This is a genomic window from Streptomyces sp. NPDC012794 (assembly GCF_042901085.1).
Taxonomy (GTDB): Bacteria; Actinomycetota; Actinomycetes; order Streptomycetales; family Streptomycetaceae; genus Streptomyces.
Genome location: NZ_JBIBCI010000009.1, coordinates 130,521 through 157,408, shown reverse-complemented (window position 1 = coordinate 157,408; position 26,888 = coordinate 130,521). Strand labels below are relative to the sequence as shown.

Below are 26,888 nucleotides of genomic sequence, written 5' to 3'. Positions count from 1 at the left end.
CAGAACCGAGTGATACCTGGGCGCCCACTGCGGAGTGGTGCCACGGCCGCTTTGCGGTCGCGCCAGCTCTGCGTCAGGCAGAGTTGGTTCGATCTGGTGTGCCTTCATCGTACAGGGAAACCCACTACCACGCCCTGTGATTACGGCGACAACGTATGCCTTCACCTGCGATTAACTGGAACTTTGCATTCCACGCCTCGGAAATAGGCGCAAGTCCTGCCGTAGGGCAGCGAAAATGGCCGAATTAGAACACCGCTCTAATGAAAAATGATCATTCGAGCGGCGTTCCGGCCACCGCCCGCTACCTACAGTGACGTTCCGCCACCGGTCCCCAGCCACCCCGCCAGCTTGCCGCCGCGCGCCACCGCCCGCAGCCGCGCCTCCGCCGCGTCCCGCACCGGATCGGTGGCCACCACCAGCAGCTCGTCCCCGCGCCGCAGCACGGTCGTCGGCGACGGAACGAAGCTCTTCGCGTCCCGGACCACCAGCGTCACCGACGCCCCCGCCGGCAGGCGCAGCTCGCCGACCTCCACGCCGTGCATCCGCGAGGCGGCCGGGATGGCGAAGGACAGCAGGTGCCCGCGCAGCTTCTCCAGCGGCGCCGACTCGATCCCGAGGTCCGAGGCCCCCGCGTCGCTGTCGCCCAGGTTCAGCTTGCGCGCCAGCCACGGCAGGGTCGGCCCTTGCACCAGCGTGTAGACGACCACGAGCACGAACACGATGTTGAAGACCCGGTCGCTGCCCTCGATCCCCGTCACCATCGGGATCGTCGCCAGGATGATGGGTACGGCGCCCCGCAGACCGGCCCACGACATCAGGGCCTGCTCCTGCCAGGGGATCCGGAAGGGCAGCAGGCTGACGAAGACCTCCAGCGGCCGCGCCACCATCGTCAGCACCAGTCCGATGATCACCGCGGGCCAGAAGTCGTTCACCAGCTCGTGCGGGGTCACCAGCAGGCCCAGCAGCACGAACATGCCGATCTGCGCGATCCAGCCCAGCCCGTCCGCGAACCCGCGCGTGGCCGGCCAGTGCGGCAGCTTCGCGTTCCCCAGCACCATCGCCGCCAGGTACACCGCGAGGAACCCGGAGCCGTGCGCCATCGCACCGGCCGCGTACGCGGTCACGGCTATCGCCATCACCGCGATCGGGTAGAGGCCCGAGGCGGGCAGTGCCACGTGCCGCAGGCCGTACGCCCCCAGGAAGCCCACCGTCAGGCCGATCGCGGCGCCGATCGCCAGCTCCAGCGCGATCTTGCCGAGCAGTACGTACCACTCGTCCACCGGGCCGACCGCCGCGAGGGACACCACCAGGATGACGACCGGAGCGTCGTTGAAGCCGGACTCGGCCTCCAGTACACCCGTCACCCGCGACGGCAGCGGAACCTTGCGCAGGACGGAGAAGACGGCCGCCGCGTCGGTCGAGGAGACGACCGCGCCGATCAGCAGCGCCTGACGCCACTCCAGCCCGACCAGGTAGTGCGCGCCCGCCGCCGTGACGCCCACGCTGATCGCGACACCGGCCAGCGACAGGACCACCGCCGCCGGCAAGGCGGGTTTGATCTCTTTCCACTTGGTGCCCAGACCGCCCTCGGCGAGGATGACGACGAGCGCCGCATAACCGATGACCTGCGTCAGCTCGGCGTTGTCGAATACGACGTTGCCGATGCCGTCCTGGCCTATCGCGACGCCTATGCCGAGGTAGATGAGCAGGCTGGGGAGGCCGCTGCGTGAGGAGATGCGCACCGCCGCGACGGCGACGAGCAGCACGAGCGAACAGACCAGCAGGAGCTCATTCAGCGTGTGGACAGTCAGCGGGCGGCCCTTTCCTCAGAGCGTGCCTGGGGATCGTTCCTCCGGCGGCACATTCGGCAAGTACTTCGTTACCTTACCTAATCTTTGACGCGCTCTTTACGCGATACCCACATTGTGAAACGCCTGATGCCGCCTGTCCTACGCACCTCGACCCCTGGCGGATCAACGAAGGCGGTCCTGCGCCTATGGTTGCTCCCAGCAATCCCAGGACCACCCTGCCCCTCTAAGGACAGCGATGCCCGCCAATGAATCCGGACCTTCCGTCAAGAAGAAGGGACGACGCGCACGCATGCTCGTGCTCGTCATGGTCCTGGCGCTCTTGGCGGGCCTCGGCTACGGCGCGTACTGGAGCGTGGACACCGTGCGCGCCTCCTTCCCGCAGACGACCGGCTCCCTCAAGGTCCCAGGCCTGACCGGGACCGTCGAAGTGAAGCGCGACGAGCACGGCATTCCGCAGCTCTACGCCGACCACGACGAGGACCTCTTCCGCGCGCAGGGCTTCGTGCACGCGCAGGACCGGTTCTGGGAGATGGACGTACGCCGTCACATGACCTCCGGCCGCCTGTCGGAGATGTTCGGCTCCGGCCAGGTCGAGACCGACGCCTTCCTGCGCACCCTCGGCTGGCGCCACGTCGCGCAGGAGGAGTACGACAAGAAGCTCTCCGCGGAGACCAAGAAGTATCTCCAGGCCTACGCCGACGGGGTCAACGCGTACCTGAAGGGGAAGTCCGGCAAGGACCTCTCCGTCGAGCACGCCGCCCTCAAGCTGACCGACGGCTACAAGCCGGCGCAGTGGACGCCGGTGGACTCGGTGGCCTGGCTCAAGGCGATGGCCTGGGACCTGCGCGGCAACATGCAGGACGAGATCGACCGCTCGCTGATGACGAACAAGCTCTCGCAGGCGCAGATCGACGAGCTCTACCCGCCGTACCCCTTCGACCGGAACAAGCCGGTCGTCGAGGGCGGCACCGTCGCGGGCGGCAAGTACGCGCCCCAGGGCACCCCGGGCGCCGGCTCGACCGGCACCGGCAGGGGCTCGGGCACCGGCACCGGCACCGGCACGGGAACCACGCCGGGCACCGGCACCGGCACGGCCTCCGGCTCCGGCTCGCAGACCACCCCCAACGGCGGCACCGGTACTCCCACCGGCCTCGCCGACAACGCCACCGCCCAGGGCGCGACCGTCGGCCTGCGCACGCAGCTCGGCGCCCTCGCCAAGACCCTGGACGAGATCCCGGCCATCCTCGGCCCCAACGGCAGCGGCATCGGATCGAACTCCTGGGTCATCTCGGGCCAGCACACGACCACCGGCAAGCCGCTCCTCGCGAACGACCCGCACCTGTCGCCGCAGCTGCCCTCGGTCTGGTACCAGATGGGCCTGCACTGCCGCGCCGTCTCGCCGCAGTGCCAGTACGACGTGGCCGGCTACACCTTCTCCGGCATGCCCGGCGTGGTCATCGGCCACAACGCCGACATCGCCTGGGGCATGACCAACCTCGGCGCGGACGTGACCGACCTCTACCTGGAGCAGGTCCGTCCCGAGGGCTACGTCTACGACAACAAGATCGTCCCCTTCACCACCCGTGAAGAGGAGATCAAGGTCGCGGGCGGCAAGAGCAAGAAGATCACCGTCCGCACCACCAACAACGGACCGCTGATCTCCGACCGCAGCGACGAGCTCGAGACCGTCGGCTCCCGCGCCCCCGTCCCCAGCTCGGCCCCGGACCGCGGCAACGGCTACGCCGTCGCCCTGCGCTGGACCGCCCTGGACCCGGGCAAGTCGATGGACGCGGTGTTCAAGCTCGACCGGGCCAAGGACTTCAACAGCTTCCGCGCCGCGGCGGCCGACTTCGAGGTCCCCTCGCAGAACCTGATCTACGCCGACAACAAGGGCGCGAACGGCAACATCGGCTACCAGGCCCCGGGCCGCATCCCGATCCGCAACCAGGGCGACGGCCGCCTGCCGGCGCCCGGCTGGGACCCCAAGTACGCCTGGAAGGGCGGCCGGGACGGCAACGCCGGCTACATCCCGCAGAACGAGATGCCCTGGGAGCTCAACCCGGCGCGCGGCTACATCGTCACCGCCAACCAGGCCGTCACCGAGTCCGGCACCGGCGCCGGCAAGTACCCGTACGTGCTGACCACGGACTGGGGTTACGGCGCCCGGAGCCAGCGGATCAACGACCTCATCGAGGCGAAGACCAAGGACAACGGCAAGATCTCCACCGACGACATGCGGACCATGCAGATGGACAACAGCAGCGAGATCGCCGCGCTGCTGACCCCGATGCTGGCCAAGATCCCGGTCTCGGACCCGGACGTGCGTTCGGCGCAGAAGCTGCTCGAGGGCTGGAACTACACGCAGGAGCCCGACTCCGCGGCGGCCGCGTACTTCAACGCGGTCTGGCGCAACATCCTCAAGCTGGCCTTCGGCGACAAGATGCCGAAGGAGCTGCGGGTCGAGGGCAGCTGCATGAACGTCAGCGAGGAGAGCACCGGCCCGAACGACGACCTCACCAAGACGGTCCGCGAGTGCGGTACGCGCGGCCCCGACTCGGCGCAGCCGGACGGCGGCGACCGCTGGTTCGAGGTGGTCCGCCGGCTGGTCAAGGACGAGAAGTCGCCGTGGTGGCAGGCCACCCCGAAGACCGTCCACGACAAGCCGATCAAGACCCGTGACGAGCTCTTCGCGCGGGCCATGGAAGACGCCCGCTGGGAGCTGACGGCCAAGCTCGGCAAGGACCAGTCGACCTGGAGCTGGGGCCGGCTGCACCAGCTGACGCTGAAGAACCAGACGATCGGCAAGGAGGGCCCGGGCTTCATGCAGTGGGTCCTCAACCGCGGCCCCTGGAACCTGGGCGGCGGCGAGGCCACCGTCAACGCGACCGGCTGGAACGCCTCCAGTGGCTACGAGGTCACCTGGGTGCCGTCGATGCGGATGGTCGTGAACCTCGGCGACCTGGACAAGTCCCGCTGGATCAACCTGACCGGCGCCTCGGGTCACGCGTACAACGGCACGTACACGGACCAGACGGCGCTGTGGGCCAAGGGTGAACTGCTGGAGTGGCCCTTCGGGAAGGACGCCGTCGACAAGTCGACAGTGGACACCCTGACGCTCAAGCCGTGATCACGAGACCGCGGCGGCGCCGGCTGGTCGGCTGACCGGCTCATCCGCTGATCGGTCGGCGGGCTGATCGGCTCATGGGCTGATCACGCGGTGAAGCGCACCACCCCCGACGGGGTGGCCACCGCCTGCACGGGGTGGTCGTGCGGTTCCTCCGGGACCCGCGCGACCACCTCTTCGTCGTACAGGAGCACCACCAGCGCGGGATGCGCGCCGGCGCGCTCCAGGCGTGCGAGCACCCGGTCGTACGAGCCCCCGCCGCGGCCCAGCCGCATCCCGCGCCCGTCCACCGCGAGCCCGGGCAGCAGCACGGCGTCGGCGCCGGTCACGGCGTCCGGGCCGAGCGGGGACCCGGAGGGCTCCAGCAGCCGCATCTTGCCCGGGTGCGCGGCTTCGGCGAGGCTGTCCGGGCCCTCGTACGCGGCCCAGTCCAGATCGTTGTCGGGCAGCAGCAGGGGCAGCAGCACCCGTTTGCCGGCCGCCCGCAGCGCGTCGAGCAGCTCGCGGGTGCCCGGTTCCGCGCCGACGGAGACGTACGCCGCGACCGTGCGCGCGCCGGCCAGTTCCGGCAGGGTGAGCGCGGACCGGGAGAGCGCGCGGGCCGCCGCCTCGCGGGCCCCGGGGGACAGGGCGCGGCGGGCGGAAAGGAGTTCCCGGCGCAGGGATGCCTTTTCGGGCACGACCGGGTGGTTCCCGGGCGAGTTCTGTACCACAGTCTCGTCACAATTCCTTTCACATATGGATCAAGTCGGGCATATTCGTCAGAACCGCGCTGAGCGCGCAGCGTGACCCACTATCGTTCTGCCCATGATTCAGTCGCACCCAGTGATCAAGAAGGCCGTTATCCCGGCTGCGGGGCTCGGCACTCGGTTCCTTCCGGCGACCAAGGCGACCCCGAAGGAAATGCTCCCGGTCGTGGACAAGCCGGCGATCCAGTACGTCGTCGAGGAGGCCGTATCGGCCGGCCTGGACGACGTACTCATGATCACAGGCCGTAACAAGCGGCCCCTCGAGGACCACTTCGACCGGAACTACGAGCTCGAGTCGGCTCTGATCGCCAAGGGTGACGACGACCGGCTGAAGAAGGTGCAGGAGTCCAGCGACCTGGCCACCATGCACTACGTCCGCCAGGGCGACCCGCGCGGTCTCGGCCACGCCGTCCTGTGCGCCGAGCCGCACGTCGGCAACGAGCCCTTCGCCGTCCTCCTCGGCGACGACCTGATCGACCCGCGCGACCCGCTGCTGCGCCAGATGGTCGACGTCCATGCCGCCACCGGCGGCACCGTCATCGCGCTGATGGAGGTCGACCCCTCCAACGTGCACCTCTACGGCTGCGCCGCCGTCGAGCCGACCGGCGAGGACGGCGTGGTCCGGGTCACCGGACTCGTCGAGAAGCCGGAGCCGGCCGAGGCGCCCAGCAACTACGCGGTCATCGGACGCTATGTCCTCCACCCCGCGATCTTCGGCATACTGCGGGAGACCGAGCCGGGCCGCGGTGGGGAGATCCAGCTCACCGACGCCCTGCAGAAGCTGGCCGCCGACGACAGCGTGGGCGGCCCGGTGCACGGCGTGGTCTTCCGAGGCCGCCGCTACGACACCGGGGACCGGGGTGACTACCTGCGGGCCATCGTCCGACTCGCGTGCGAACGTGAGGACCTTGGCCCGGAGTTCCGCACCTGGCTTCACCGTTACGTCACGGAGGAGATGTAGCACCTTGAGCAGTTCCGCACCGCAGGACGCCGGCCGGCACCGTCTGTGGTCGGTGGACGAGCACCTCGCGGACATCCTCGCCGCCGTCCGGCCGCTGGAGCCCATCGAGCTCCAGCTGCTGGACGCCCAGGGCTGTGTCCTGGTCGAGGACGTCACCGTGCCCGTCGCCCTCCCGCCCTTCGACAACAGCTCCATGGACGGGTACGCCGTCCGCACGGCCGACGTCCAGGGTGCGAGCGAGGAGTTCCCCGCGGTGCTCGCCGTCATCGGCGACGTGGCGGCGGGCAGCGGCGAGCTGCCCACCGTCGGACCCGGCCAGGCCGCCCGCATCATGACCGGTGCCCCGCTGCCGCCCGGCGCGGAAGCCGTCGTACCGGTCGAGTGGACCGACGGCGGCACGGGCGGAGGCGCCGCCTCCGGCATGACCCCGGCCAGCGCCGCGCCCGAGGGCGCGGCAGGCGAGGTACGCGTCCACCGCGCGGCCGAGGCACGGGCGCACGTGCGCCCGCGCGGAAGCGACGTACAGGCCGGAGACCTGGCGCTGGCCGCCGGCACCGTCCTCGGCCCGCCGCAGATCGCCCTGCTCGCGGCGATCGGCCGCGGCACCGTACGGGTCCGGCCGCGCCCGCGCGTGGTCGTCCTGTCCACCGGCAGCGAGCTGGTCCAGCCGGGTGAGGCACTGGCCCCCGGGACGATCTACGACTCCAACAGCTTCGCGCTGGCCGCCGCCGCGCGCGACGCCGGCGCCATCGCCTACCGCGTCGGCGCGGTCGCCGACGACGCCGACACCCTGCGCTCCACCATCGAGGACCAGCTGATCCGGGCCGACCTGATCGTCACCACGGGCGGGGTCAGCGTCGGCGCGTACGACGTGGTGAAGGAGGCCCTGACCGCCACCGCCAGCGGGTCAGGCGCCGACGGCGAGCCCTCGGGCGGCGGCGTCGACTTCCGCAAGCTCGCCATGCAGCCCGGCAAGCCGCAGGGCTTCGGCACCGTCGGCCCCGACCACACCCCGCTGCTGGCCCTGCCCGGCAACCCGGTGTCCTCGTACGTCTCCTTCGAGCTGTTCGTGCGCCCCGCGATCCGGGCGCTCATGGGCCTGCCGAAGTCCGAGGTCTCCCGGCCGAGCGTGCGCGCCGTGCTGAAAGCCGAGAAGCCGCTCGGTTCCCCGGCGGCCCGCCGTCAGTTCCTGCGCGGCAAGTACGACGCCGCGGCCGGCACGGTCGCCCCGGTCGGCGGATCCGGCTCGCACCTCATCGCCGCGCTGGCGCACGCCGACGCGCTGATGGTCGTACCGGAGGACGTCACCTCGGTGGAGCCCGGGGCCGAGCTGGAAGTGATCCTGCTCGGCTGAGCGGGGCCCGGTGCGGGTAGCGTGTTGCATCACACAGGCCCCAGGCTCAAGGGGGCCCGGAGCGGGAGCGGCACGCAGATATGAGTACGCAGAGCAGGCTGACGCACATCGACGAGGCCGGCGCGGCCCGGATGGTCGACGTCTCCGAGAAGGACGTCACCACCAGGACGGCGCGCGCCAGCGGACGCGTCCTCGTCTCGCCGCGGGTGATCGAGCTGCTGCGCGGCGAGGGTGTGCCGAAGGGCGACGCCCTCGCCACCGCCCGCATCGCCGGGATCATGGGGGCCAAGAAGACACCCGATCTGATCCCGCTCTGCCACCCGCTCGCGGTGTCCGGAGTGAAGGTGGACCTGAAGGTCGCCGACGACGCCGTCGAGATCCTCGCCACCGTCAGGACCACCGACCGTACGGGCGTCGAGATGGAGGCGCTGACGGCGGTCGCCGTCGCCGGCCTGACCGTGATCGACATGGTGAAGGCGGTCGACAAGGGCGCGGTCATCACCGACGTCCGGGTGGAGGAGAAGACGGGCGGCAAGTCCGGCGACTGGAGCCGCGCGTGACGCCCCCGCGCGGCGGCGAGGTGCACAGCCACGTGCCGCCGGAGACCGGCGGGGCCCCGGAGACGGGGCGGCCCGCCGCCGGGGCGCCCGTGGGGCGGGCCCTGGTCGTCACCGCCTCGAACCGCGCCTCCCAGGGCGTGTACGCCGACAAGGGCGGCCCGCTGCTGGCCGGGGCGCTGGAGAAGCTCGGCTTCACGGTGGACGGCCCGCGCGTGGTCCCGGACGGCGACCCCGTCGAGCGGGCGCTGCGCGAGGGCGTGGCCGCCGGCTACGACGTCATCCTGACCACCGGCGGCACCGGCATCTCGCCGACCGACCGCACCCCGGACGCCACCGGCCGGGTGCTGGACTACGAGATCCCGGGCATTCCGCAGGCCATCCGCGCGGAGGGCCTGGCCAAGGTACCCACCGCTGCCCTGTCGCGGGGCCTGGCGGGCGTGGCCGGGCGCACGCTGATCGTGAACCTGCCCGGTTCCACGGGCGGCGTGAAGGACGGCCTCGCGGTGCTGGCGCGGATCCTGCCCCACGCCGTCGACCAGATCCGGGGCGGCGACCATCCCAGACCCGACGCGGCGGCCGGGAGCCCGAGCTGAACGGCCCCTCCTGGCCGGTGGTGCTGACGGACGGCGATGTCACGCTCCGGCCGATAAAGCTGCGGGACCAGCGCGCCTGGCGCGAGGTCAACCAGCGCAACCGGGACTGGCTGCGACCGTGGGAGGCGACGATCCCGCCGCCCACGCCGTGGGGGCCGGTGATCCACCGGCCGACGTACCGGCAGATGGTCCGCCATCTGCGGGCGGAGGCGCAGGCGGGGCGGATGCTGCCCTTCGTCATCGAGTACCGGGGGCGTCTGGTCGGCCAGCTGACGGTCGCCGGGATCACCTGGGGCTCGATGTGCGCCGCCCATGTGGGCTACTGGGTGGACCGGGACGTGGCCGGCCGTGGGGTGATGCCGACGGCGGTCGCGCTCGCCGTGGACCACTGCTTCCAGAAGGTCGGGCTGCACCGGATCGAGGTGTGCATCCGCCCCGAGAACGGGCCCAGCCGCCGGGTCGTGGAGAAACTCGGGTTCCGTGAGGAGGGGCTGCGGCCGCGTTATCTACATATCGACGGGGCGTGGCGCGACCACCTGGTCTTCGCGCTGACGGCGGAGGAGGTTCCGCAGGGGCTGCTGCGCCGCTGGCAGCGGACGCGCAAGCGGGAAAGCCCGCCGTCGGCGCCCGCGTAAAAACAGGTAATCGCAAAAGCGTTCGAATTTATGGACGGCTCGCCCATAACCTGATCCGAAGAATCACAAAAAAAGTCGGTGATATCAGCCGGATCGTGCGACACACCGGCCCAATTGGCTGATCCCCTCGGCCGCGCCCCTCTACGGTGTGAGGTGTGAGCAGCAGCGGCCTCATCTACGCAGTCATCGTCGGGGCCTGGGCCGCCTACTTGGTGCCCATGTGGCTCCGGAGGCAGGACGAGCTGAACGAAGCGCGTCCGACGGAACGCTTCTCCACCGCCATCCGGCTGCTTTCCGGCCGGGCGGGAATGGAGCGCCGTTACGCCAAGGGGCTGCGGGAGCGCGGTGAGGATCAGGCTGAGGCCCAGCCCCACGCGGACCCGGAAGCGGCGACGGAAACGGTGAATTCCGTGGACGCCGACGCCCGGGCCATCGGCGTACCCCCGACCAGGGTGGAGCTGAGATCGGCCGAGGCCGAGCGGGCCCGCCGTCAGCAGCGCCTCCAGGTACTCGCACGCCGCAGGCGCACCACCGCGCTCCTGTTCCTCGCCTTCAGCGGCGGCGCGGTCGCCGCCGCCGTCGGCGGGATCCGGTACCTGTGGGCCCCGGCCGTGCCGGCCCTGCTGCTGAGCGCCTACATCATGCACCTGCGGGTCCAGGAGCGGCGGCGCTACGAGTTCACCATGGACCGCCGCCGGGCCGAGGCGGCCGCCCGCAGCCTGCGCGAGAACCGCACCCAGCGCCACCGCGAACAGCCGGAACCCCCCGCGGGCGCCGAACCGGACCCCGCGCCGCCGGTCTCCCCGCAGGAGGCCGGGCGCCGCGCGCTCGTCGAGCAGACCGACCACGCCGAGTGGGTGGACCAGCAGCGCGAGCGCGAGCGCGGCCCGGCGCGCGGTGACAGCTGGGAGCCGGTCCCGGTCCCGCTGCCGACGTACGTGACGGCCCCGGTCGCCCCCCGCGCCACCGGCCCGGTGAACCCGGACGGCTGGAGCGCGGCCCGCTCCAGCACCGCCGAGCCGACCGACCCCCGCCTGCGCGCCCAGCCGGCCGCCCCGAAGCCGGACCCGGCTCCGCAGCCCGCCCCGCCCCGCCCGCGCGGCCGCGACCTCGGCCGCACCCCGCTCTTCGACCAGTACGAGAGCGACGACCGCCCCCGCGCCGCCAACGAGTGACGGGTGACCTGCGCGGACCTCCGGACAACGCGTTTTGGAGCACCCGCGCGGGGATGCTAATGTTTCACACGTCGCAAGGGCCTGTGGCGCAGTCTGGTAGCGCACCTCGTTCGCATCGAGGGGGTCTGGGGTTCAAATCCCCACAGGTCCACAAACGACAGTTCTTGAGTAGCTCTCAGGAATCGTCTCGAGATCCCGTTCCGCCGAAAGGCGGGGCGGGATCTCGGCGTTTCCGGGGTGTGTTCGCGACGGTGTCGTCCGATCGCCCGTCCCGGTCGTGATTCAAGTAACCCTCGGCCTCGGCCGCAGCGACGCGTCGCACGGCCGGGCAGCCGACGCCGAGCAGACGACCGGTGGACGACCTCCGGCATGTCACCGGACCTGGACCGTGGCGCAGGTGAAGGTCGTGTTCTGGAGCAGGGCCGGAGTGACGGCCACGCCGGTCAGGTGCTCCGCCAGAGCGAACGCCGCCGGTGAGGACAGATCCGTTTCCGCAGACCCGTCCTCGAAGTGGAAGCCGATCCGTTCCATGACGTCGAGGAACTCGTCCGGTGCGGCGCCCCACCGGTCCTCCGGGAACATGGGGTCGAAGCACAGCCGCAGGACCTGGTCCTCCGCCCAGAGGAAGGTGCCGACGGCGTTGACGTTGACGAAGTGAGAGATCCAGCTCGTCCCGGCCGAGGCCGGCAGCACCCGGTCTTCGGTGACTCCGAGGTAGCCGTTGGGTTCGACCAGGAGCGTCCAGAGGCCCACGGTCGTCATGGCGACCAGCTGACGGGCGCCGTCCTCCAGGTCGTACTGGGCAAAAGCGGCGTCGGTGACGGCGGCTATGCCCCGCAGGGGAGCTTCCGGTCGTCCTTCGAGCCGGGCCGTCAGCTCAGCGGGCGACAGGCCCCGTACCAGGGTGAAGCAGTACGCCTCGGCAAGGTCGGGAAAGTCGCTTTCGAACCATGCGTAGTCCGCTCCGGTCTTCGTCATGCCGACCATCCTCGCTGCTGCGTCTGACAGCGGCGGGCCAGGGGGGAAGCGGCCTTCCCCGGTCTCTGGAGCGGCTGGTCAGCGCCGCGCCGAGTACGCCCGTGGCCAGGCCGGGGCCACCGGGGCGGCCGCGCAGCCCCACTGCCCCCGTGTCATTTCCGTACTCCCCTCGCCGACCACGCCACCCTGCGTGCCGCAGCCGCTCGAACGGCAACCCGTGACGCGGCGGACCCTGCGGGAGGGGGCGTCGGGACAATGGGGGCATGGTGGATGTGGATGGGGCCGTCGCGCAGGCGTGGGAAGCGTTGGGCGGGGACGGGGAGTTGGCCGGGCGGGTGCGTTTCCGGGGGCCGGGCGGGCTGGAGGGGCCGCTGCCGGTGCGGGAGTTGGCGCGGGCCTGCGTGGGGGTGTGCGGGCTGGCGGCGGCCGAGCTGGCCGCCGTACGGGCCGGGGGCACGGCGCTCGACGCGGCTCCGGTCGTGGTGGACGAGGGGGCCGTGGCCACGGCGTTCGTCAGCGAGCGGCACCTGCGGGTGGAGGGCAGGGCGCCGGTGAGCTTCGCGCCGCTGTCGGGGTTCTGGCGGGCGGCCGACGGGTGGGTGCGGACCCACGCCAACTACCCGCACCACGAGGCCGCCCTGGTGCGGGCGCTCGGCGTGCCCCGGACCCCGGAGGCGGTGCGGGAGGCGCTCGCGGGGCGGAGCGCGGTGGAGGCGCAGGAAGCGGTCTACGCCGAGGGCGGGCTCGCCGTCGCGGTCGCGCGGGAGTACGGGGAGCCGCAGCCGCTGGTCGAGTGGGTACGGGGGCCCGCGCGCGGCCGGCTGCCGGCGCCGGCCGGGCCGCCCGCGTCCGGGGTGCGGGTGCTGGACCTGACCCGGGTCATCGCGGGGCCCGTCGCGACGCGGACGCTGGGGCTGCTGGGCGCCGACGTGCTGCGGATCGACTCCCCGGGGCTGCCCGAGGCGGACGACGCGTACGCGGACACCGGCTTCGGGAAGCGTTCCGCGCTGCTGGACCTCGCCGGCGCGGCGGATCGGGCCGTGCTCGAGGGCCTCCTCGACACGGCCGATGTGGTGGTGACGGGGTACCGGCCCGGGGCGCTGGAGCGGTTCGGGCTGGGAGCGCGCGAGCTGCTGGAGCGCCGGCCGGGGCTGGTGGTGGCCGAGCTGTGCGCGTGGGGGTGGCGCGGGGCGTGGGCGGGCCGCCGCGGCTTCGACTCGCTGGTGCAGGCCGGGTACGGGGTCGCCGCCCGGTGCGCGGGGGAGGACGGTGCCCCGGGGGTGCTGCCGGCGCAGGCCCTGGACCACGGCACCGGGTACCTGGTGGCCGCGGGCGTGCTGCGGGCGCTGGCGGAGGGCGGCGGCCGCGCGCTGCGGTTCTCGCTGGCGGGGACGGCGTCGTGGCTGGTGCGGGAGGTTCCCGCCGCGGGGGCGGGGGCGCCGGGCCACTCGGCGGAGCCGTGGCTGCGCGAGGCGGATTCCGCATACGGGAGGCTGCGGTACGCGGCGAGCCCGTTCGGGGACTGGGTGCGGGGGCCGTCCCGGTGGGGTGCGGACGAAGCCGCCTGGCTCCGCCGCTGACCCGTCGGCACGGCCCCGCGGGGGCGGTTCAGGAGGCGGCGGCCGGCAGCGGCTTCGTCATGCAGCGGCTGGACTCGTAGAAGCGGTAGTAGCCGAACTTCTCGGACATGCTGTAGCCCGACGAGAGGTAGAGGGCGATGGCCTCCGGCTGCTGGTCTCCGGTCTCCAGGACCATGCGGCTGCGGCCCGCCGCCAGGGCGTTGGCCTCCAGCTCCGCCAGGATGCGGCGGGCCAGTCCCAGGCCGCGGGCCCGCGGGACCACGTACATGCGCTTGACCTCGGCGTCGCCGTCCGAGTAGCCCTCTTCGTTCTTGTCCTGGCTGCGCCAGGCGCCGCTGGCCACCGGGGCGCCGGAGGCGTCGTAGGCGATCAGGTAGAGGCCGTTGGGCGGGACGAACATCGCCGGGTCGAGGAAGGTGGCGTCGCCCTCGCCGTCGTAGCGCTGCTGGTACTCCACCTGGACCTGGGCGTCGAGCTCCGCCGCGTCCGGGTGGTCGTACGGCACGGCGCGGATGTTTATACCGTGAGACATTCGAATATCGTACGGATCCATCCCGCTATGGTGCAGGGATGCTCACCGTGACCACCGTGAATGTGAATGGGATCCGCGCCGCCGCCAAGAAGGGCTTCGTGGAGTGGCTCGCCGGATCCGACGCCGACGTCGTGTGCCTGCAGGAGGTGCGGGCCGAGGAGGCGCAGATTCCCGCGGAGGCCAGGGACCCCGAGGGCTGGCACACCGTGTTCGCGCCGGCCGCCGTCAAGGGGCGGGCCGGCGTCGCCCTGTACACGCGGCGGGCACCGGAACGGGTGCGGGTGGGATTCGGGAGCGACGAGTTCGACGCGAGCGGGCGGTACGTGGAGGTCGACCTGCCCGGCGTCACCGTCGCCAGCCTGTACCTGCCGTCCGGGGAGGCCGGCACCGCGAAGCAGGACGAGAAGTACCGGTTCATGGAGGAGTTCGCCGCCTACCTCCGGGCGCTGAGGGCGAGGGCCGCCGCCGACGGGCGGGAGGTCGTGGTGTGCGGGGACTGGAACATCTGCCACCGCGAGGCCGACCTCAAGAACTGGAAGACCAACCGCAAGAACGCGGGCTTCCTGCCCGAGGAGCGGGAGTGGCTGGGGAAGGTGTACGCGGAGGCCGGGTACGTCGACGTCGTGCGCGAGCTGCACCCGGAGACGGAGGGGCCGTACTCGTGGTGGTCCTACCGGGGGCGGGCCTTCGACAACGACGCCGGCTGGCGCATCGACCTCCAGGTGGCGAGCCCGGGGCTGGCCGCGAAGGCCGTGAAGGCCTTCGTCGAGCGGGCCGAGACGCACCCCGAGCGCTGGTCGGACCATGCGCCGGTGACGGTGGTCTACGAGCTCGGGGTCTGAGGGGCCTGAGGGGTCTGAGGGGCCTGGGGTGCCTCGGGCGTCTGGGGGCTCTCGGGCGTCTGGGGTGGCTCGGGGGCCGGAGGGGACTGCTGGTGCAGGCGGTCCATCGCCATCGTCAGCTCCGCCTCGACCACGCTCTTCGCCAGCGGGCGCAGCCGCGCCACGGCGTCCCGCCCGATGTGGGCGGAGATCAGCTCGGTGAACAGCTCCGCCATCGCGTCGGCGTGCTCGCGGACCCGGCGGCCCGTCTCCAGTACCGCCGACAGCGGTACGCCCTCGCGGACCAGGGCCGAGGAGACGTCCAGCAGGCGCCGGCTGACGTGCACGATCTCCTCGCCGTCGGTGGCGAGGTACCCGAGGTCGAGGGAGGCCGCCAGGTTCTCCGGGGTGACCTCGCCCTCGAAGTAGTCGGCCAGGGCCTCGGGCGAGAGCCTGACCGGGGTCTCCTCCGACCAGCCGATGCCGAGCAGCTCGCCGAGCTGGCCGACGTCGCGGCCCTTCTCGAAGGCGGCGGTCAGTTCGGCGATGCCGCCGAGGGTGTGGCCGCGTTCGAGCAGGGCGGCGATGGTGCGCAGCCGGGCCAGGTGCTGGTCGTCGTACCAGGCGATGCGGCCCTCGCGGCGCGGCGGCGGGAGCAGCTTGCGCTCGCGGTAGAAGCGCAGGGTGCGCAACGGAATGCCGGCCGCCTCGGCCAGTTCCTCCGTCCGGTACTCGCGCTCCACGGCGGGCTCCGCCTCTCTCGTCGCCGGTCTCTCCACACGCGCAGCCTAGGGGTTGTCCCGCGGATCGGTCCCGCGGATCATGGCGCGGCCGTTCCATGGGGGCGCCGCCGCGCCGTACTCGCGGTAACTTTCCGGGCGCGACCCCTACCCATGGGTACGGGGCTGCTCTACTCTCCCGATTGCGCCAGTGATTGCTGGCAACGTTGCGGTTCGGATTGCGGTGCGGAAGGCGGCGGGCATGGGCGGCAAGGGCAGGACGGCCGGCGGGGGGCGTGAGCACGTACGCGTGGCGGTGATCGGGTCCGGCTTCGGCGGGCTCGGCGCGGCCGTGCGGCTGCGGCGCGAGGGGATCACCGACTTCGTCGTACTGGAACGGGCCGACTCCGTCGGCGGCACCTGGCGCGACAACAGCTACCCCGGGTGCGCCTGCGACGTGCCCTCCCACCTGTACTCCTTCTCCTTCGCGCCCAACCCGGACTGGCCGCGGACCTTCTCCGGGCAGCCCGCCATCCGCGCATACCTGGAGCACGTCGCCGACACCTTCGGGCTGCGCCGGCACATTCGGCTCGGTCACGAGGTCCTGATGATGCGCTGGGACGCGCAGGAGCTGCGCTGGGAGATCGAGACGTCCGCGGGCGGGCTGACCGCCGACGTCGTGGTGTCGGCGACCGGACCGCTGTCCGACCCGAAGATGCCCGAGGTCCCCGGGCTCGCCGAATTCCCCGGCAAGGTCTTCCACTCCGCGCGCTGGGACCACGACTACGACCTGAGCGGCAAGCGCGTCGCGGTGATCGGTACGGGCGCCTCCGCGATCCAGATCGTGCCGGCCATCGCCCCCCGGACGGCCCGCCTGACGCTCTTCCAGCGCACCCCGCCGTGGGTGCTGCCGCGCACCGACCGCGCCATCAGCACCGCCGAGCGCTGGCTGCACCGGCAACTGCCCTTCACCCAGGCGGCCCGCCGCGGGCTGCTGTGGGGCATTCGCGAGATCCAGGTCAGCGCCTTCACGAAGCGGCCGAACCAGCTCGGGCTGATCGAATCCCTCGCCAAGGCCAACATGGCGCGCTCCGTCAAGGACCCGGCGCTGCGGGCCAGGCTCACGCCCTCCTACCGGATCGGGTGCAAGCGGATCCTGCTCTCCAGCGAGTACTACCCGGCGCTGGCGCGGCCCGACGTGGACGTGGTCGCCTCCGGGCTCAAGGAGATCCGGGGTTCGGTGCTCGTCGCCGCCGACGGGACCGAGACCGAGGTGGACGCGATCGTCTTCGGCACCGGCTTCCACGTCACGGACATGCCGATCGCCGACCGGGTGGTGGGGGCCGACGGGCAGACCCTCGCGGACTCCTGGAAGGACGGGATGCAGGCGCTGCGCGGGGCGACAGCGGCCGGCTTCCCCAACTGGATGACGATCATCGGACCGAACACCGGCCTCGGCAACAGCTCGATGATCCTGATGATCGAGTCCCAGCTGAACTACATGGCGGACTACCTGCGCCAGCTCTCCCTCCTCGAAGGGAACGGCCCGGGCGGGCGCACCGCCCTCGCGGCCCGCCCGTCCGCCGTCAACCAGTGGAACCGGCGCGTCCAGGCGCGGATGGAGCGGACGGTGTGGAACACCGGCGGCTGCACCAGCTGGTACCTGGACTCCCAGGGCCGCAACACCACGGTCTGGCCGGGGACGACGGGCGAGTTCCGGCGCGAGACGCGCACGGTCGACCTGTCGGAGTACGAGGTCGTACGCGCGCGCGAGCGCGGCCGCGCCGCGGCCTCCGCGGCCCCCGCCTCCGTCTCCCCGGCCCCCGTCTCCCCGGCGGCCGCCCCCGCCGCGGAGGGAGCCGCGTGAGCCGGCCCGGGCACGTCACCACCGGCCGGTACGCGCCCCCGGCCGCCGCCCGCGAGCTGGTCGCCGTATCCGCCGACGGGGCACGGCTGCACGTGGAGGTGCACGGGGAGGCAGGGGCCCCGGCGGTCGTGCTCTCCCACGGCTGGACCTGCTCCACCGCCTTCTGGGCGGCACAGATCCGCGACCTGGCCCGCGACCACCGGGTCATCGCCTACGACCAGCGGGGCCACGGCCGCAGCCCGGCGGCCACCGACCACAGCACCACCGCCCTCGCCGACGACCTGGCCGCCGTGCTGAAGGCCGCCCTCGCCCCCGGGGAACGGGCCGTGGTCGCCGGGCACTCCATGGGCGGCATGACCGTCATGGCAGCCGCCGGCCGCCCCGAGTTCACCGAGCACGCCGCGGCCGCCCTGCTGTGCAGCACCGGGAGCTCGCGGCTGGTCGCGGAGGCGACCGTACTGCCGCTGCGCGCCGGGCGCGCGAGGACCCGCGCCACCCGCGCGGTGCTCGCCTCGCGCGCCCCGCTCGGCCCCGTCACGCCGGTCGCCCGCGCCGTGCTCAAGTACGCGACCATGGGCGCCGGGACCGCGCCCGACCGGGTGGAGGCCTGCGCCCGCATCGTCCACGCCTGCCCTGCCGGGGTGCGCCACGCCTGGTCCGAGGTGCTGGCGGGGCTGGACCTGGACGCCGCACTGGCCCGGCTCACCGTACCGACCGCCGTCATCGGGGGCAGGGACGACCGGCTCACCCCGGTGGCGCAGGCCCGGCGGCTCGCGGCGGCGCTGCCGCACTGCGTGGGCCTCACCGAACTCACCGGCACGGGGCACATGACCCCCGTCGAGGCGCCCGAGGCCGTCACCGGCGTCCTGCGGGAGCTGACGGACCGGTACCTCGGCACGGCCGCTCCCGGTCACCTCGCCGCGGCTCCCGGTCACTCCCGCACCGGCCCCGGTCCGTTCGCCGCATCCGCCGCAGAGAAGGAGAAGACCGCGTGAGCGCTCGCAGGAGTCTGGAAGGCCAGGTCGCCGTCGTCACGGGCGCCGCCCGCGGGGTCGGCGAGCTGCTCGCCCGCAAGCTGTCCGCGCGCGGTGCCAAGGTCGCCCTGGTGGGGCTGGAGCCGGAGGCGCTCAAGCGGGTCTCCGAACGGCTGCACACCGACAGCGACCACTGGCACGCCGACGTCACCGACCACGAGGCCATGGCCCGCGTCGCGCGGGAGGTCAAGGAACGCTTCGGGAAAGTCGACATCGTCGTCGCCAACGCCGGAGTCGCCGCCGGCGGGCCGTTCGGGGACTCCGACCCCGTGGCCTGGCGCCGCGTCATCGAGGTCAACCTGATCGGCGGTGCCGTCACCGCCCGCGCCTTCCTGCCCGTACTCATGGCGAGCCGCGGCTACTTCCTCCAGATCGCCTCGCTGGCCGCGATCACCCCGGCGCCGATGATGACGGCGTACTGCGCCTCCAAATCCGGCGTCGAGGCCTTCGCGCACAGCCTGCGCGCCGAAGTCGGCTACAAGGGGGTCAAGGTGGGCGTCGGCTACCTCTCCTGGACCGACACCGACATGGTGCGCGGCGCCGACCAGGACGAGGTCATGCGCGACCTGCGCCGGCGGCTGCCGTGGCCCTCGAACCGCACCTATCCGCTGGGCCCGGCGGTCGACCGGCTCGTGGCCGGCGTCGAACGCCGCTCGGCGCACGTGTACGCGCAGTGGTGGCTGCGCGGGATGCAGGGCGTCCGCGGCTACCTGCCGGCGGTCATCGCGGCGGCCGGCGCGCGGGAGATGAAGCGCGTCGAACCGAGGCTCGGCGAGGTCGCCACGGGGCTCGTCGGGGCGGGCGGGGCGGCCGACGAACAGGAGCGCTCCCGGCACCGCTGATCGAAATGCGTGCTTTGTCCCCTCGTGTCAGTCTGGTCGAGGCCCAACCACCGACACCCCGTACGGAGTGAAAAAGCATGGGTATCAAGGACCAGTTCCAGGACAAGGCGAACGAGATCAGGGACCGGGCAGAGAAGGCCGGGCAGGGCGTGAAGGACGAGATGGCCGAGCGCACCGCCAAGGCGAGGCAGAAGAAGGACACGGGTTCGAGCTCGCGGTCGAAGCCGCAGTCGCAGTCGCACGACGGCATCAAGGACGAGCTCGACGACCGGACCTGAACCGCCGGAACTGAACCGCTGAACCACCCCGCACGTCGCCGAGGGGCGTGATCCGGAGTCCGGATCACGCCCCTTCCGCGTGCCGCGCGCCGCCGCCCGCGCCTACTCCCGCGGCGGCAGCTTCGGACGCCGCCGGTCCGGTACGTCGGTGTAACCGGGCGGCACGGCGGCGGGGTCCTGCTCCAGCAGCTCCAGCGCCAGGTGCACGGCGTCGTCCAGCTGCGCGTGCCGCCCCTCCGCCCAGTCGAGCGGGGTGCGCAGGATCGCCAGGTCGGGCTCCACGCCGTGGTTCTCCACCGACCAGCCGTACTCCGGGAACCAGGCGGCGTTCATCGGGACCGTGATCACCGTCCCGTCGCCCAGGGTGTGCCGGCCGGTCATCCCGACGACCCCGCCCCAGGTGCGCTGGCCCACCACCGGGCCGAGGCCCAGCAGCTTGAACGCGGCGGTGATCATGTCCCCGTCGGAGGAGGTCGCCTCGTCGGCCAGGGCCACGATCGGCCCGCGCGGCGCGTTGGACGCGTACGAGACGGGCTGGGCGTTGCGCGTCAGGTCCCAGCCGAGGATCGAACGGGTGAGCTTCTCCACCACCAGTTCGCTGATGTGCCCGCCCGCGTTGCCGCGTACGTCCACGATCAGGGCGGGCCGGGACATCTCCATGCGCAGGTCGCGGTTGAACTGCGCCCAGCCCGAACCGCCCATGTCGGGGATGTGCAGGTAGCCGCAGCGCCCGCCGCTGACCTCGCGGACCACCGCGCGGCGTTTGGACACCCAGTCCTGGTAGCGCAGCGGCCGTTCGTCGATGAGCGGTACGACCGCCACCCGCCGGGCCCGGCCCTCGCCCTCGGCGGGCTGGAAGGTGAGCTCGACGGTCGTGCCGCCGGCCGCCGACAGCAGCGGATAGGGGCCGGCGACCGGGTCCACGGGGCGGCCGTCGACGTGGGTGAGGACCGCGCCCTCGCGGATGCCGGTGCCCGCGAGCGGGGAGCGGGCCTTGGAGTCGGAGGACTCGCCGGGCAGGATCCGCTTGACCACCCAGCCCTCCTGCCGGTGCACGAAGTTGGCGCCGAGCAGCCCGATGGCCCGCTGATAGTGGGGCGGCCCCTCGTTGCGGCGGGCGGGGGAGACGTAGGCGTGCGAGGTGCCGAGTTCGCCGAGCACCTCGCGCAGCAGGTCGGCGAACTCGTCGGGGGAGGCGACTCGTTCGACGAGGGGGCGGTACTGGCGCAGTACGCCGTCCCAGTCGATCCCGCACATCTTCGGTTCCCAGAAGTAGGCCCGGATGATGCGGCCGGCCTCCTCGAAGGCCTGGCGCCATTCGGCCGCCGGGTCCACCTCGTGCAGGATGCGCCGCAGGTCGAGGTAGACGGTGGAGTCGCCGTCGCCCGACTCGGTCGCCGGGACGGCGCGCAGGTCGCCGTCGTCGTTGACGACGAGACGGGTGCCGTCGCCGCTGGCCGCGAACCAGTCCAGTCCGGAGGCCAGTTCGCTCTTGCGGGCCTTGGTCATGTCGAAGTGCTCCAGCGTGGGCTTGCCGCTGGTGTCGGCCGGGTTGGCGAAGGTCTCGCCGAGCGCGCCCGAGATGGGCCAGCGCAGCCAGACCAGTCCGCCGCCGTGCACCGGGTGGAGGGCCGAGTACTTCGACGCGGAGACGGGGAAGGGCGTGACCCGGTTCTCGAGGCCCTCGACCTCCACCGTGACCGTGCCGTCGCCCTCCCCGGACTCGCCCTCGACCGGATCGAGCCCGCCGGCCGCGGGCCGCCCGTCGGGGGAGAAGGCGAAGGGGGACGGGGTGGCGGAGGAGAGCGGCACCAGGTAGGGGCGGCAGCCCAGCGGGAAGGACAGGTCGCCGGTGTGCACGTCGTACACCGGGTCGAAGCCGCGCCAGGACAGGAAGGCGAGGTAACGGCCGTCGCGGGTGAAGACCGGGTTCTCGTCCTCGAAGCGGCCGTTGGTGACGTCGACGACGACGCGCGCGCCGGGGCCGGAGATCTTCGCCATCTTGATCTGCCGCAGGGAGCGTCCGATGCCCGGGTGGGACCAGGTCAGCCAGCAGCCGTCGGGGGAGAAGGCGAGGTCGGTGACGGGGCCGTTGATGGACCGGATGAGTTCGGTGACCTCCCCGTTGGACTCCTCCGTGGCGTCGAGCAGCAGCAGCCGCCCGTCGTGGGAGGCGATGGCGAGCCGCTCCCCGTCGGGATCCGAGACCAGCTCCGTGACGCGGCCCAGCTCGCCGGAGGCCAGCCGGCGCGGCTCGCGGTCGCCGGAGGCGCGCGGGAGGTAGGCGATCTCGATCGCGTCCTCGCCCTCGGCGTCGGTGACGTAGGCGACCTGCCCGCTGCTGCCGAGCATCTCGGGCAGCCGTACCCGTACGCCCGGGGTGTCGGCGATGGTGCGGGCCGGCCCGTCGCGGTGGGTGAGCCAGTACAGGCTGCCGCGTACGACGACGGCGCTGGCCCGCCCGGTGGTGTCCACGGATAGCGAGTCGACGTTGCTGGCGGCTGGCACCTGGTACGTACGCCGCCCCGCGCGCGGGCCGCCGAGCCGGACCGGGAGCTTCCGCGGGAAGGCTCCCTCGGCGAGGGAGTCGACGAGCCAGATGTCGCCCGCGCACTGGTAGACCACGCGTGAGCCGTCGCTGGAGGCGTGCCGGGCGTAGAACTCGTCGTGGTCGGTGTGGCGGCGCAGGCCGGTGCCGTCGGGCAGGCAGGAGTAGAGGTTGCCGATGCCCTCGTGGTCGGAGAGGAAGGCGATCCTGCCGTCCACGAACATCGGTGCTTCGAGGTGCCCCTCGATGTCCTCCAGGAGCCGCTGCCCGTGCAGCCACAGCCGGCCGGTGGCGCCTCCCCGGTAGCGCTTCCAGGCGGCGGGTTCGTGCGGGGGCTTGCCGGTCAGCAGCAGGCTGCGGTGCTCGCCGTCGACGTCGAGCACCTGGATGTCGGAGACCGGGCCCCAGGGGAGACGGCCGCCCGGGCTGCCGTCGGTCGGCAGTTTGTAGGCCCAGGAGTAGTAGGAGAAGGGCTGCCCGTGCGAGGAGACGACCAGGACGTTGCCGTCCGGGTCCCAGCCGCAGACCCGGGTGTCGGTGGAGCCCCAGTGGGTGAGCCGGCGGGCCGGACCGCCGTCGACGGGGGCGAGGTGGATCTCGGGGTCGAGGCTGCGCCAGGTGGTGAAGGCGATGTGCCGTCCGTCCGGGGAGAAGCGCGGGTGCCCGACCCGGGTGCGGTCCACGGTGAGGCGCCAGGCCCGGCCGGGGGTCTGGCCCTCGGGGACCAGCGGGGCGACCCAGAGGTCGTCTTCGGTGGCGAAACACAGCAGGTCGTCGTGGAGGTGCGGGAAGCGGAGGTACGCGACGTCGTGACTCACCCCCCCATGCTTTCCGCGCCAGGGGGGCCCGGCAACTCGTACAGGTGACGCGGTCGCCACCCGTGCGGGTGAGGCGCGGGGTGACCCACGCCACGCCCATAACGAAACGGAACGGTTTCGTTTCGTTAGCCCATGGAGGTAGTCTCTGGAGTACGGAACCGTTTCGTTCGGAGGTGGACGCGATGAAGGCAAGCTGCCGGGTGGGCGACGTGATGTCGGCCCGGCGTAGCCGGATCACCCCCGAACGGGAAGCCGAACTCCACGGGGCGGTCCTCGACCTCCTGCGCGAGGTCGGTTACGAGGCGCTGACCATGGACGCGGTCGCCGCCCGTACGAAGTCCAGCAAGGCCACCCTCTACCGCCAGTGGGGGAGCAAGCCGGAGCTGGTCGCCAAGGCCCTGCGGTGCACCCAGCCGGTCTCCCTCCGGGAGATCGACACGGGCAGCCTGCGCGGGGACTTCGCGAAGATGGTCGAGTGCTCCGACGACGCGCAGATGGCCAAGGACACCGCGCTGATGCGGGGCCTGGCCCATGCGGTCCACGAGAGTCCGGAGCTGCACCGGGCACTGCGCGACCTGCTGGTCGACCCGGAGATCAACGGTCTCCACGTGATGCTCCAGCGCGCCGTGGAGCGGGGCGAGATCCGGCCGGACTGTCCGGCGCTGGACTTCGTACCGCACGTGCTCATCGGGGCGTTCATCGCGCTCCCGCTGATCGAGGACCGGTCCGTCGACCGGACCTTCCTCGGCCAGTTCATCGACGCCGTGGTCTTCCCCGCCCTCGGCGTCTGACGTCCCGCCCGGGTACTTCGCCCGGGGCCGGCTACCCGGCCCCACGGTTCCGTGAAGTACAGCTCCACAGAAGTACAGAACGTCCTTCCTGCTGCTCCTGACACGCCGCTCTCGTCGTCGGGCCGGCTTTCCACGCCCAGATCCGTCCCGGATCCATCCCACGACCTGAATCGGGAGAACCACGACGTGGCAACCTTCCTCTACCGGCTCGGGCGCGGTGCCTTCAGGCGCCGCGGCCTGGTCGCCCTCGTATGGGTGGCGCTGCTGTTCGCCGCGGGCTTCGGCGCCGCGACGGCCCCCGCGCCCACCTCCGGCTCGTTCTCCATACCCGGCACGGAGGCCCAGAAGGCCTTCGACCTGCTGGACGAGAAGTTCCCGGGCATGTCCGCCGACGGCGCGACCGCCCGCATCGTCGTCAAGGCCCCGGCGGGCGCCAAGGTCACCGACCCGGCTCCCAAGGCCGAGGTCGAGAAGCTGATCTCCGGCCTGAAGAGCGGCGCCGGCGCCGCCCAGATCGCCTCCGTCGACGACCCGTACCAGACGAAGGCGGTGAGCCAGGACGGCTCCACCACCTACGTCAGCGTGAAGTACAAGGTCAGCGGCATGGAGCTGAAGGACGACACCCGAGAGGCCCTGAAGGACTCGGGCCATGCCGCCCAGAAGGCCGGCCTCCAGGTGGAGATCGGTGGCGACGCGCTGATGGAGGCTCCCGAAACGGGCTCCGGCGAGGCCATCGGCATCATGGTCGCCGGGATCGTCCTCGTCATCACCTTCGGCTCGCTGATCGCGGCCGGCCTGCCGCTGCTGACGGCGCTGATCGGCGTCGGCATCGGCGTCTCCTCGATCACCGCGCTCGCCAGCGTCCTCGACCTCGGCTCCACCACCTCCACCCTGGCGATGATGATCGGCCTCGCGGTCGGAATCGACTACGCGCTCTTCATAGTCTCCCGCTACCGCGTGGAGCTCGCCGAGGGCCGTGAGCGCGACGAGGCCGCCGGCCGCGCCGCCGGAACCGCCGGCTCCGCCGTGGTGTTCGCCGGTCTGACCGTCGTCATCGCCCTGGTGGGCCTGGCCGTCGTCAACATCCCGATGCTGACGAAGATGGGTGTCGCCGCCGCCGGGACGGTGGTCATCGCGGTGCTCGTCGCCCTGACGCTGGTTCCGGCGATCCTGGGCTTCGCGGGCAGGAAGGTGCTCCCGGCCGGCCAGAAGAGCAGGCTGTTCGGCAAGGGCCGTCCGGCCGACGCCGAGCCCAAGGCCAACGGCGGCACCCGCTGGGCCCGCTTCGTGCTGCGCCGCCCGGTCGTGGTGCTGCTGGCCGGTGTCATCGGCCTCGGCGTCATCGCGGTCCCGGCGAGCAAGCTGGAGATGGGCCTGCCGGACGACGGCTCCAAGCCGGTCTCCACCAGCCAGCGCAAGGCGTACGACATGCTGTCCGAGGGCTTCGGCCCCGGTTTCAACGGCCCGCTGATGGTGGTCGTCGACGGCGACAAGGCGCTGGCCGACCGCACCGCCGAACGGATCAAGGGCCTGGACGGGGTGGCGGCCGTGATGCCCCCGCTCCAGAACCAGGCCAAGGACGCCGCGATCGTCAGCGTGATCCCGAAGGACCGGCCCTCCTCCACCGAGACCGAGGACCTGGTCCACTCGATCCGCGAGGGCAACGGCAAGGACGTGCTCGTCAGCGGTCAGACCGCGATGAACATCGACTTCTCGCAGAAGATGAACGACGCGCTGCTGCCCTACCTGGCGCTCGTCGTCGGCCTCGCCTTCCTGCTGCTGATGCTGGTCTTCCGCTCGATCCTGGTGCCGCTCAAGGCGGCCCTCGGGTTCCTGCTGTCGGTCGTCGCCGCCCTCGGCGCGGTCGTCGCGGTCTTCCAGTGGGGCTGGCTGGGCTCGCTCTTCGGCGTGGAGCAGACCGGGCCGATCATGTCGATGATGCCGATCTTCATGGTGGGCGTGGTCTTCGGTCTCGCCATGGACTACGAGGTCTTCCTGGTCACCCGCATGCGTGAGGCGTACGTCCACGGCGAGCGTCCGGGCCAGGCCGTGGTGACCGGCTTCCAGTACAGCGCCCGGGTGGTGGTGGCCGCCGCCGTCATCATGATCGCCGTCTTCTCCGGCTTCCTCGGCGCCAACGACTCGATGGTGAAGATGATCGGCTTCGGCCTGGCCGTGGCCGTCCTCTTCGACGCCTTCGTGGTCCGCATGGCCATCGTTCCGGCGGTGCTGGCGCTGCTGGGGCACAGGGCCTGGTGGCTGCCGAAGTGGCTCGACCGGATCCTGCCCGACGTGGACGTGGAGGGCGAGAGCCTGCGCAAGCACCTCGGCGAGTCGGGAGCCGGCTCGCCGGGCGACCCCGACAAGCGGCGCGAGCTCGTCGACGCCTGAGCGGAGGCCCGGGCCGGCGGCTGAGCCGGCCCGGGCCGACCGCCGGGGTCACCTGGCCGGCTCGTCCGGCCGGGCCCGGCCGCGTCAACCGGCCGGGCCCGGCTACGTCAACCGGACGGGTCAACTTCGGGCCCGGAAACCCACACCCGCAGAACACCGGCCCCGCATCTGGAACACCCAGGTGCGGGGCCGGTGGCGTTCCGCTACGCCGTCCGGGTGGTGGCGTACGTGTGGCGCAGGAAGCGGCGGAGCGCGGCGCTGTCGAACTGGAGGACGGCGACCCCCTCCGGCGAATGGAACTCGACCACCACCTGTACGCGCCCGCACGGCCAGACGCGTACGTCCCCGCTACCGGACGGGGCGAGCAGGCCGGCCTCCAGGAGGGCGAGGGGGAAGACCCACTCGTTGTCGGTGTCCTCGGGGGACAGCTCGGCCGGGAAGACCACGCGCACGGCCAGCGGCTCCGCGGCGGTGAAGCGCAGGGCCACCGGAATGGCCCGGTAGAGGGGGTCGTCGGTGATCACGCGGGCCCGCACCCGCTCCTCGACGGCGGTGCCGGCCGCGGTCGCGGTGGCCGTCGCGGTGGACGTCCCCGTCGGCGTGGCGGTCACGGTCGCCGTCGCGGCGGAGGCGGTGCCCGCGGTCGGGCCGGAGGGTGCTGGTGGATTCTCGGCGGTGGCTGACATCGACAAGACTCCTCTAAATCGGAACATTTGCGTCCGTTTGT

Annotated in this window: 22 protein-coding genes and 1 tRNA gene; 16 read left to right on the top strand and 7 right to left on the bottom strand. The window is 72.2% G+C overall.

Annotated elements, in window-relative coordinates:
- Window positions 1-305: 305 nt before the first annotated feature.
- On the bottom strand, window positions 306-1,766 hold the full coding sequence (locus tag ACFY7H_RS18840) for a potassium/proton antiporter (RefSeq protein ID WP_388939313.1): 1,461 nt from the start codon (window positions 1,764-1,766) through the stop codon (window positions 306-308).
- 280 nt (window positions 1,767-2,046) lie between these two features.
- Between ACFY7H_RS18840 and ACFY7H_RS18835 the strand changes: the two genes are divergently transcribed.
- Window positions 2,047-4,938, top strand: coding sequence for a penicillin acylase family protein (locus ACFY7H_RS18835; protein ID WP_388939312.1), 2,892 nt, complete (start codon window positions 2,047-2,049; stop codon window positions 4,936-4,938).
- Window positions 4,939-5,021: 83 nt separating this feature from the next.
- Here ACFY7H_RS18835 and ACFY7H_RS18830 read toward each other — a convergent pair whose 3' ends face one another.
- Window positions 5,022-5,615, bottom strand: a complete 594-nt coding sequence (locus tag ACFY7H_RS18830; protein ID WP_388939310.1) for a 5-formyltetrahydrofolate cyclo-ligase — start codon at window positions 5,613-5,615, stop codon at window positions 5,022-5,024.
- 127 nt (window positions 5,616-5,742) lie between these two features.
- On the opposite strand from ACFY7H_RS18830, the gene galU reads away from it, so the two are divergent.
- From galU to ACFY7H_RS18795, 7 genes are all read left to right on the top strand, one after another.
- Entirely contained in the window at window positions 5,743-6,645 is a 903-nt protein-coding gene (galU, locus tag ACFY7H_RS18825) for a UTP--glucose-1-phosphate uridylyltransferase GalU (protein WP_388939308.1), read from the top strand.
- A gap of 4 nt (window positions 6,646-6,649) precedes the next feature.
- Complete coding sequence (gene glp, locus ACFY7H_RS18820; RefSeq protein ID WP_388939306.1) at window positions 6,650-7,999, top strand: gephyrin-like molybdotransferase Glp; 1,350 nt, start codon at window positions 6,650-6,652, stop codon at window positions 7,997-7,999.
- Window positions 8,000-8,079: 80 nt separating this feature from the next.
- The gene (gene moaC / locus ACFY7H_RS18815; protein WP_388939304.1) at window positions 8,080-8,559 is read left to right on the top strand and encodes a cyclic pyranopterin monophosphate synthase MoaC; all 480 of its coding nucleotides are present in this window, start codon (window positions 8,080-8,082) and stop codon (window positions 8,557-8,559) included.
- A 32-nt stretch (window positions 8,560-8,591) separates the two neighbouring features.
- Window positions 8,592-9,152 (top strand): molybdenum cofactor biosynthesis protein B, encoded by a 561-nt coding sequence (locus tag ACFY7H_RS18810; protein WP_388939567.1) that lies wholly within the window; start codon window positions 8,592-8,594, stop codon window positions 9,150-9,152.
- Window positions 9,153-9,169: 17 nt separating this feature from the next.
- A complete protein-coding gene (locus ACFY7H_RS18805; RefSeq protein WP_388939301.1) occupies window positions 9,170-9,787 on the top strand; it encodes a GNAT family N-acetyltransferase in 618 nt (205 codons plus the stop codon).
- A 155-nt stretch (window positions 9,788-9,942) separates the two neighbouring features.
- Entirely contained in the window at window positions 9,943-10,962 is a 1,020-nt protein-coding gene (locus ACFY7H_RS18800; protein ID WP_388939300.1) for a hypothetical protein, read from the top strand.
- 77 nt (window positions 10,963-11,039) lie between these two features.
- Window positions 11,040-11,113 (top strand) — tRNA-Ala (locus ACFY7H_RS18795).
- Window positions 11,114-11,334: 221 nt separating this feature from the next.
- Here the strand turns inward: ACFY7H_RS18795 and ACFY7H_RS18790 are convergent.
- A complete protein-coding gene (locus tag ACFY7H_RS18790; RefSeq protein WP_388939299.1) occupies window positions 11,335-11,940 on the bottom strand; it encodes a DUF6461 domain-containing protein in 606 nt (201 codons plus the stop codon).
- A gap of 263 nt (window positions 11,941-12,203) precedes the next feature.
- Between ACFY7H_RS18790 and ACFY7H_RS18785 the strand changes: the two genes are divergently transcribed.
- Window positions 12,204-13,520, top strand: a complete 1,317-nt coding sequence (locus ACFY7H_RS18785) for a CoA transferase (RefSeq protein WP_388939297.1) — start codon at window positions 12,204-12,206, stop codon at window positions 13,518-13,520.
- Window positions 13,521-13,548: 28 nt separating this feature from the next.
- Here ACFY7H_RS18785 and ACFY7H_RS18780 read toward each other — a convergent pair whose 3' ends face one another.
- Window positions 13,549-14,052, bottom strand: a complete 504-nt coding sequence (locus tag ACFY7H_RS18780; protein WP_388939295.1) for a GNAT family N-acetyltransferase — start codon at window positions 14,050-14,052, stop codon at window positions 13,549-13,551.
- 38 nt (window positions 14,053-14,090) lie between these two features.
- Between ACFY7H_RS18780 and ACFY7H_RS18775 the strand changes: the two genes are divergently transcribed.
- Window positions 14,091-14,894, top strand: a complete 804-nt coding sequence (locus tag ACFY7H_RS18775) for an exodeoxyribonuclease III (protein ID WP_388939293.1) — start codon at window positions 14,091-14,093, stop codon at window positions 14,892-14,894.
- Here ACFY7H_RS18775 and ACFY7H_RS18770 read toward each other — a convergent pair.
- Window positions 14,876-15,652 (bottom strand): MerR family transcriptional regulator, encoded by a 777-nt coding sequence (locus ACFY7H_RS18770; protein WP_388939291.1) that lies wholly within the window; start codon window positions 15,650-15,652, stop codon window positions 14,876-14,878. The genes ACFY7H_RS18775 and ACFY7H_RS18770 overlap by 19 nt on opposite strands.
- A 202-nt stretch (window positions 15,653-15,854) precedes the next feature.
- Between ACFY7H_RS18770 and ACFY7H_RS18765 the strand changes: the two genes are divergently transcribed.
- The 4 genes from ACFY7H_RS18765 to ACFY7H_RS18750 all read left to right on the top strand — a co-directional run bounded on the left by ACFY7H_RS18765 (window position 15,855) and on the right by ACFY7H_RS18750 (window position 19,613).
- Window positions 15,855-17,459, top strand: coding sequence for a flavin-containing monooxygenase (locus ACFY7H_RS18765; protein ID WP_388939290.1), 1,605 nt, complete (start codon window positions 15,855-15,857; stop codon window positions 17,457-17,459).
- Window positions 17,456-18,454 carry an alpha/beta fold hydrolase gene (locus ACFY7H_RS18760; protein WP_388939289.1) on the top strand — a complete coding sequence of 333 codons (999 nt, stop codon included), beginning with the start codon at window positions 17,456-17,458 and terminating at the stop codon, window positions 18,452-18,454. The genes ACFY7H_RS18765 and ACFY7H_RS18760 overlap by 4 nt, the downstream gene beginning before the upstream one ends.
- Window positions 18,451-19,335 (top strand): SDR family oxidoreductase, encoded by an 885-nt coding sequence (locus ACFY7H_RS18755; RefSeq protein WP_388939287.1) that lies wholly within the window; start codon window positions 18,451-18,453, stop codon window positions 19,333-19,335. Before ACFY7H_RS18760 ends, ACFY7H_RS18755 begins: the two co-directional genes overlap by 4 nt.
- 77 nt (window positions 19,336-19,412) lie before the next feature.
- Window positions 19,413-19,613: a hypothetical protein gene (locus ACFY7H_RS18750; RefSeq protein WP_388939285.1), complete on the top strand. Its 201-nt coding sequence runs from the start codon at window positions 19,413-19,415 to the stop codon at window positions 19,611-19,613.
- 102 nt (window positions 19,614-19,715) lie between these two features.
- Here the strand turns inward: ACFY7H_RS18750 and ACFY7H_RS18745 are convergent, their stop codons facing one another.
- Complete coding sequence (locus ACFY7H_RS18745; RefSeq protein ID WP_388939284.1) at window positions 19,716-22,979, bottom strand: S41 family peptidase; 3,264 nt, start codon at window positions 22,977-22,979, stop codon at window positions 19,716-19,718.
- Between the two features lie 182 nt (window positions 22,980-23,161).
- On the opposite strand from ACFY7H_RS18745, the gene ACFY7H_RS18740 reads away from it, so the two are divergent.
- Together ACFY7H_RS18740 and ACFY7H_RS18735 are read left to right on the top strand one after the other, a co-directional pair.
- Window positions 23,162-23,770, top strand: coding sequence for a TetR/AcrR family transcriptional regulator (locus ACFY7H_RS18740; protein ID WP_388939282.1), 609 nt, complete (start codon window positions 23,162-23,164; stop codon window positions 23,768-23,770).
- Between the two features lie 186 nt (window positions 23,771-23,956).
- Window positions 23,957-26,161 carry an MMPL family transporter gene (locus tag ACFY7H_RS18735; RefSeq protein ID WP_388939281.1) on the top strand — a complete coding sequence of 735 codons (2,205 nt, stop codon included), beginning with the start codon at window positions 23,957-23,959 and terminating at the stop codon, window positions 26,159-26,161.
- Window positions 26,162-26,364: 203 nt separating this feature from the next.
- Here the strand turns inward: ACFY7H_RS18735 and ACFY7H_RS18730 are convergent, their stop codons facing one another.
- Window positions 26,365-26,847 (bottom strand): SsgA family sporulation/cell division regulator, encoded by a 483-nt coding sequence (locus tag ACFY7H_RS18730; RefSeq protein WP_388939279.1) that lies wholly within the window; start codon window positions 26,845-26,847, stop codon window positions 26,365-26,367.
- Between the last annotated feature and the right edge of the window lie 41 nt (window positions 26,848-26,888).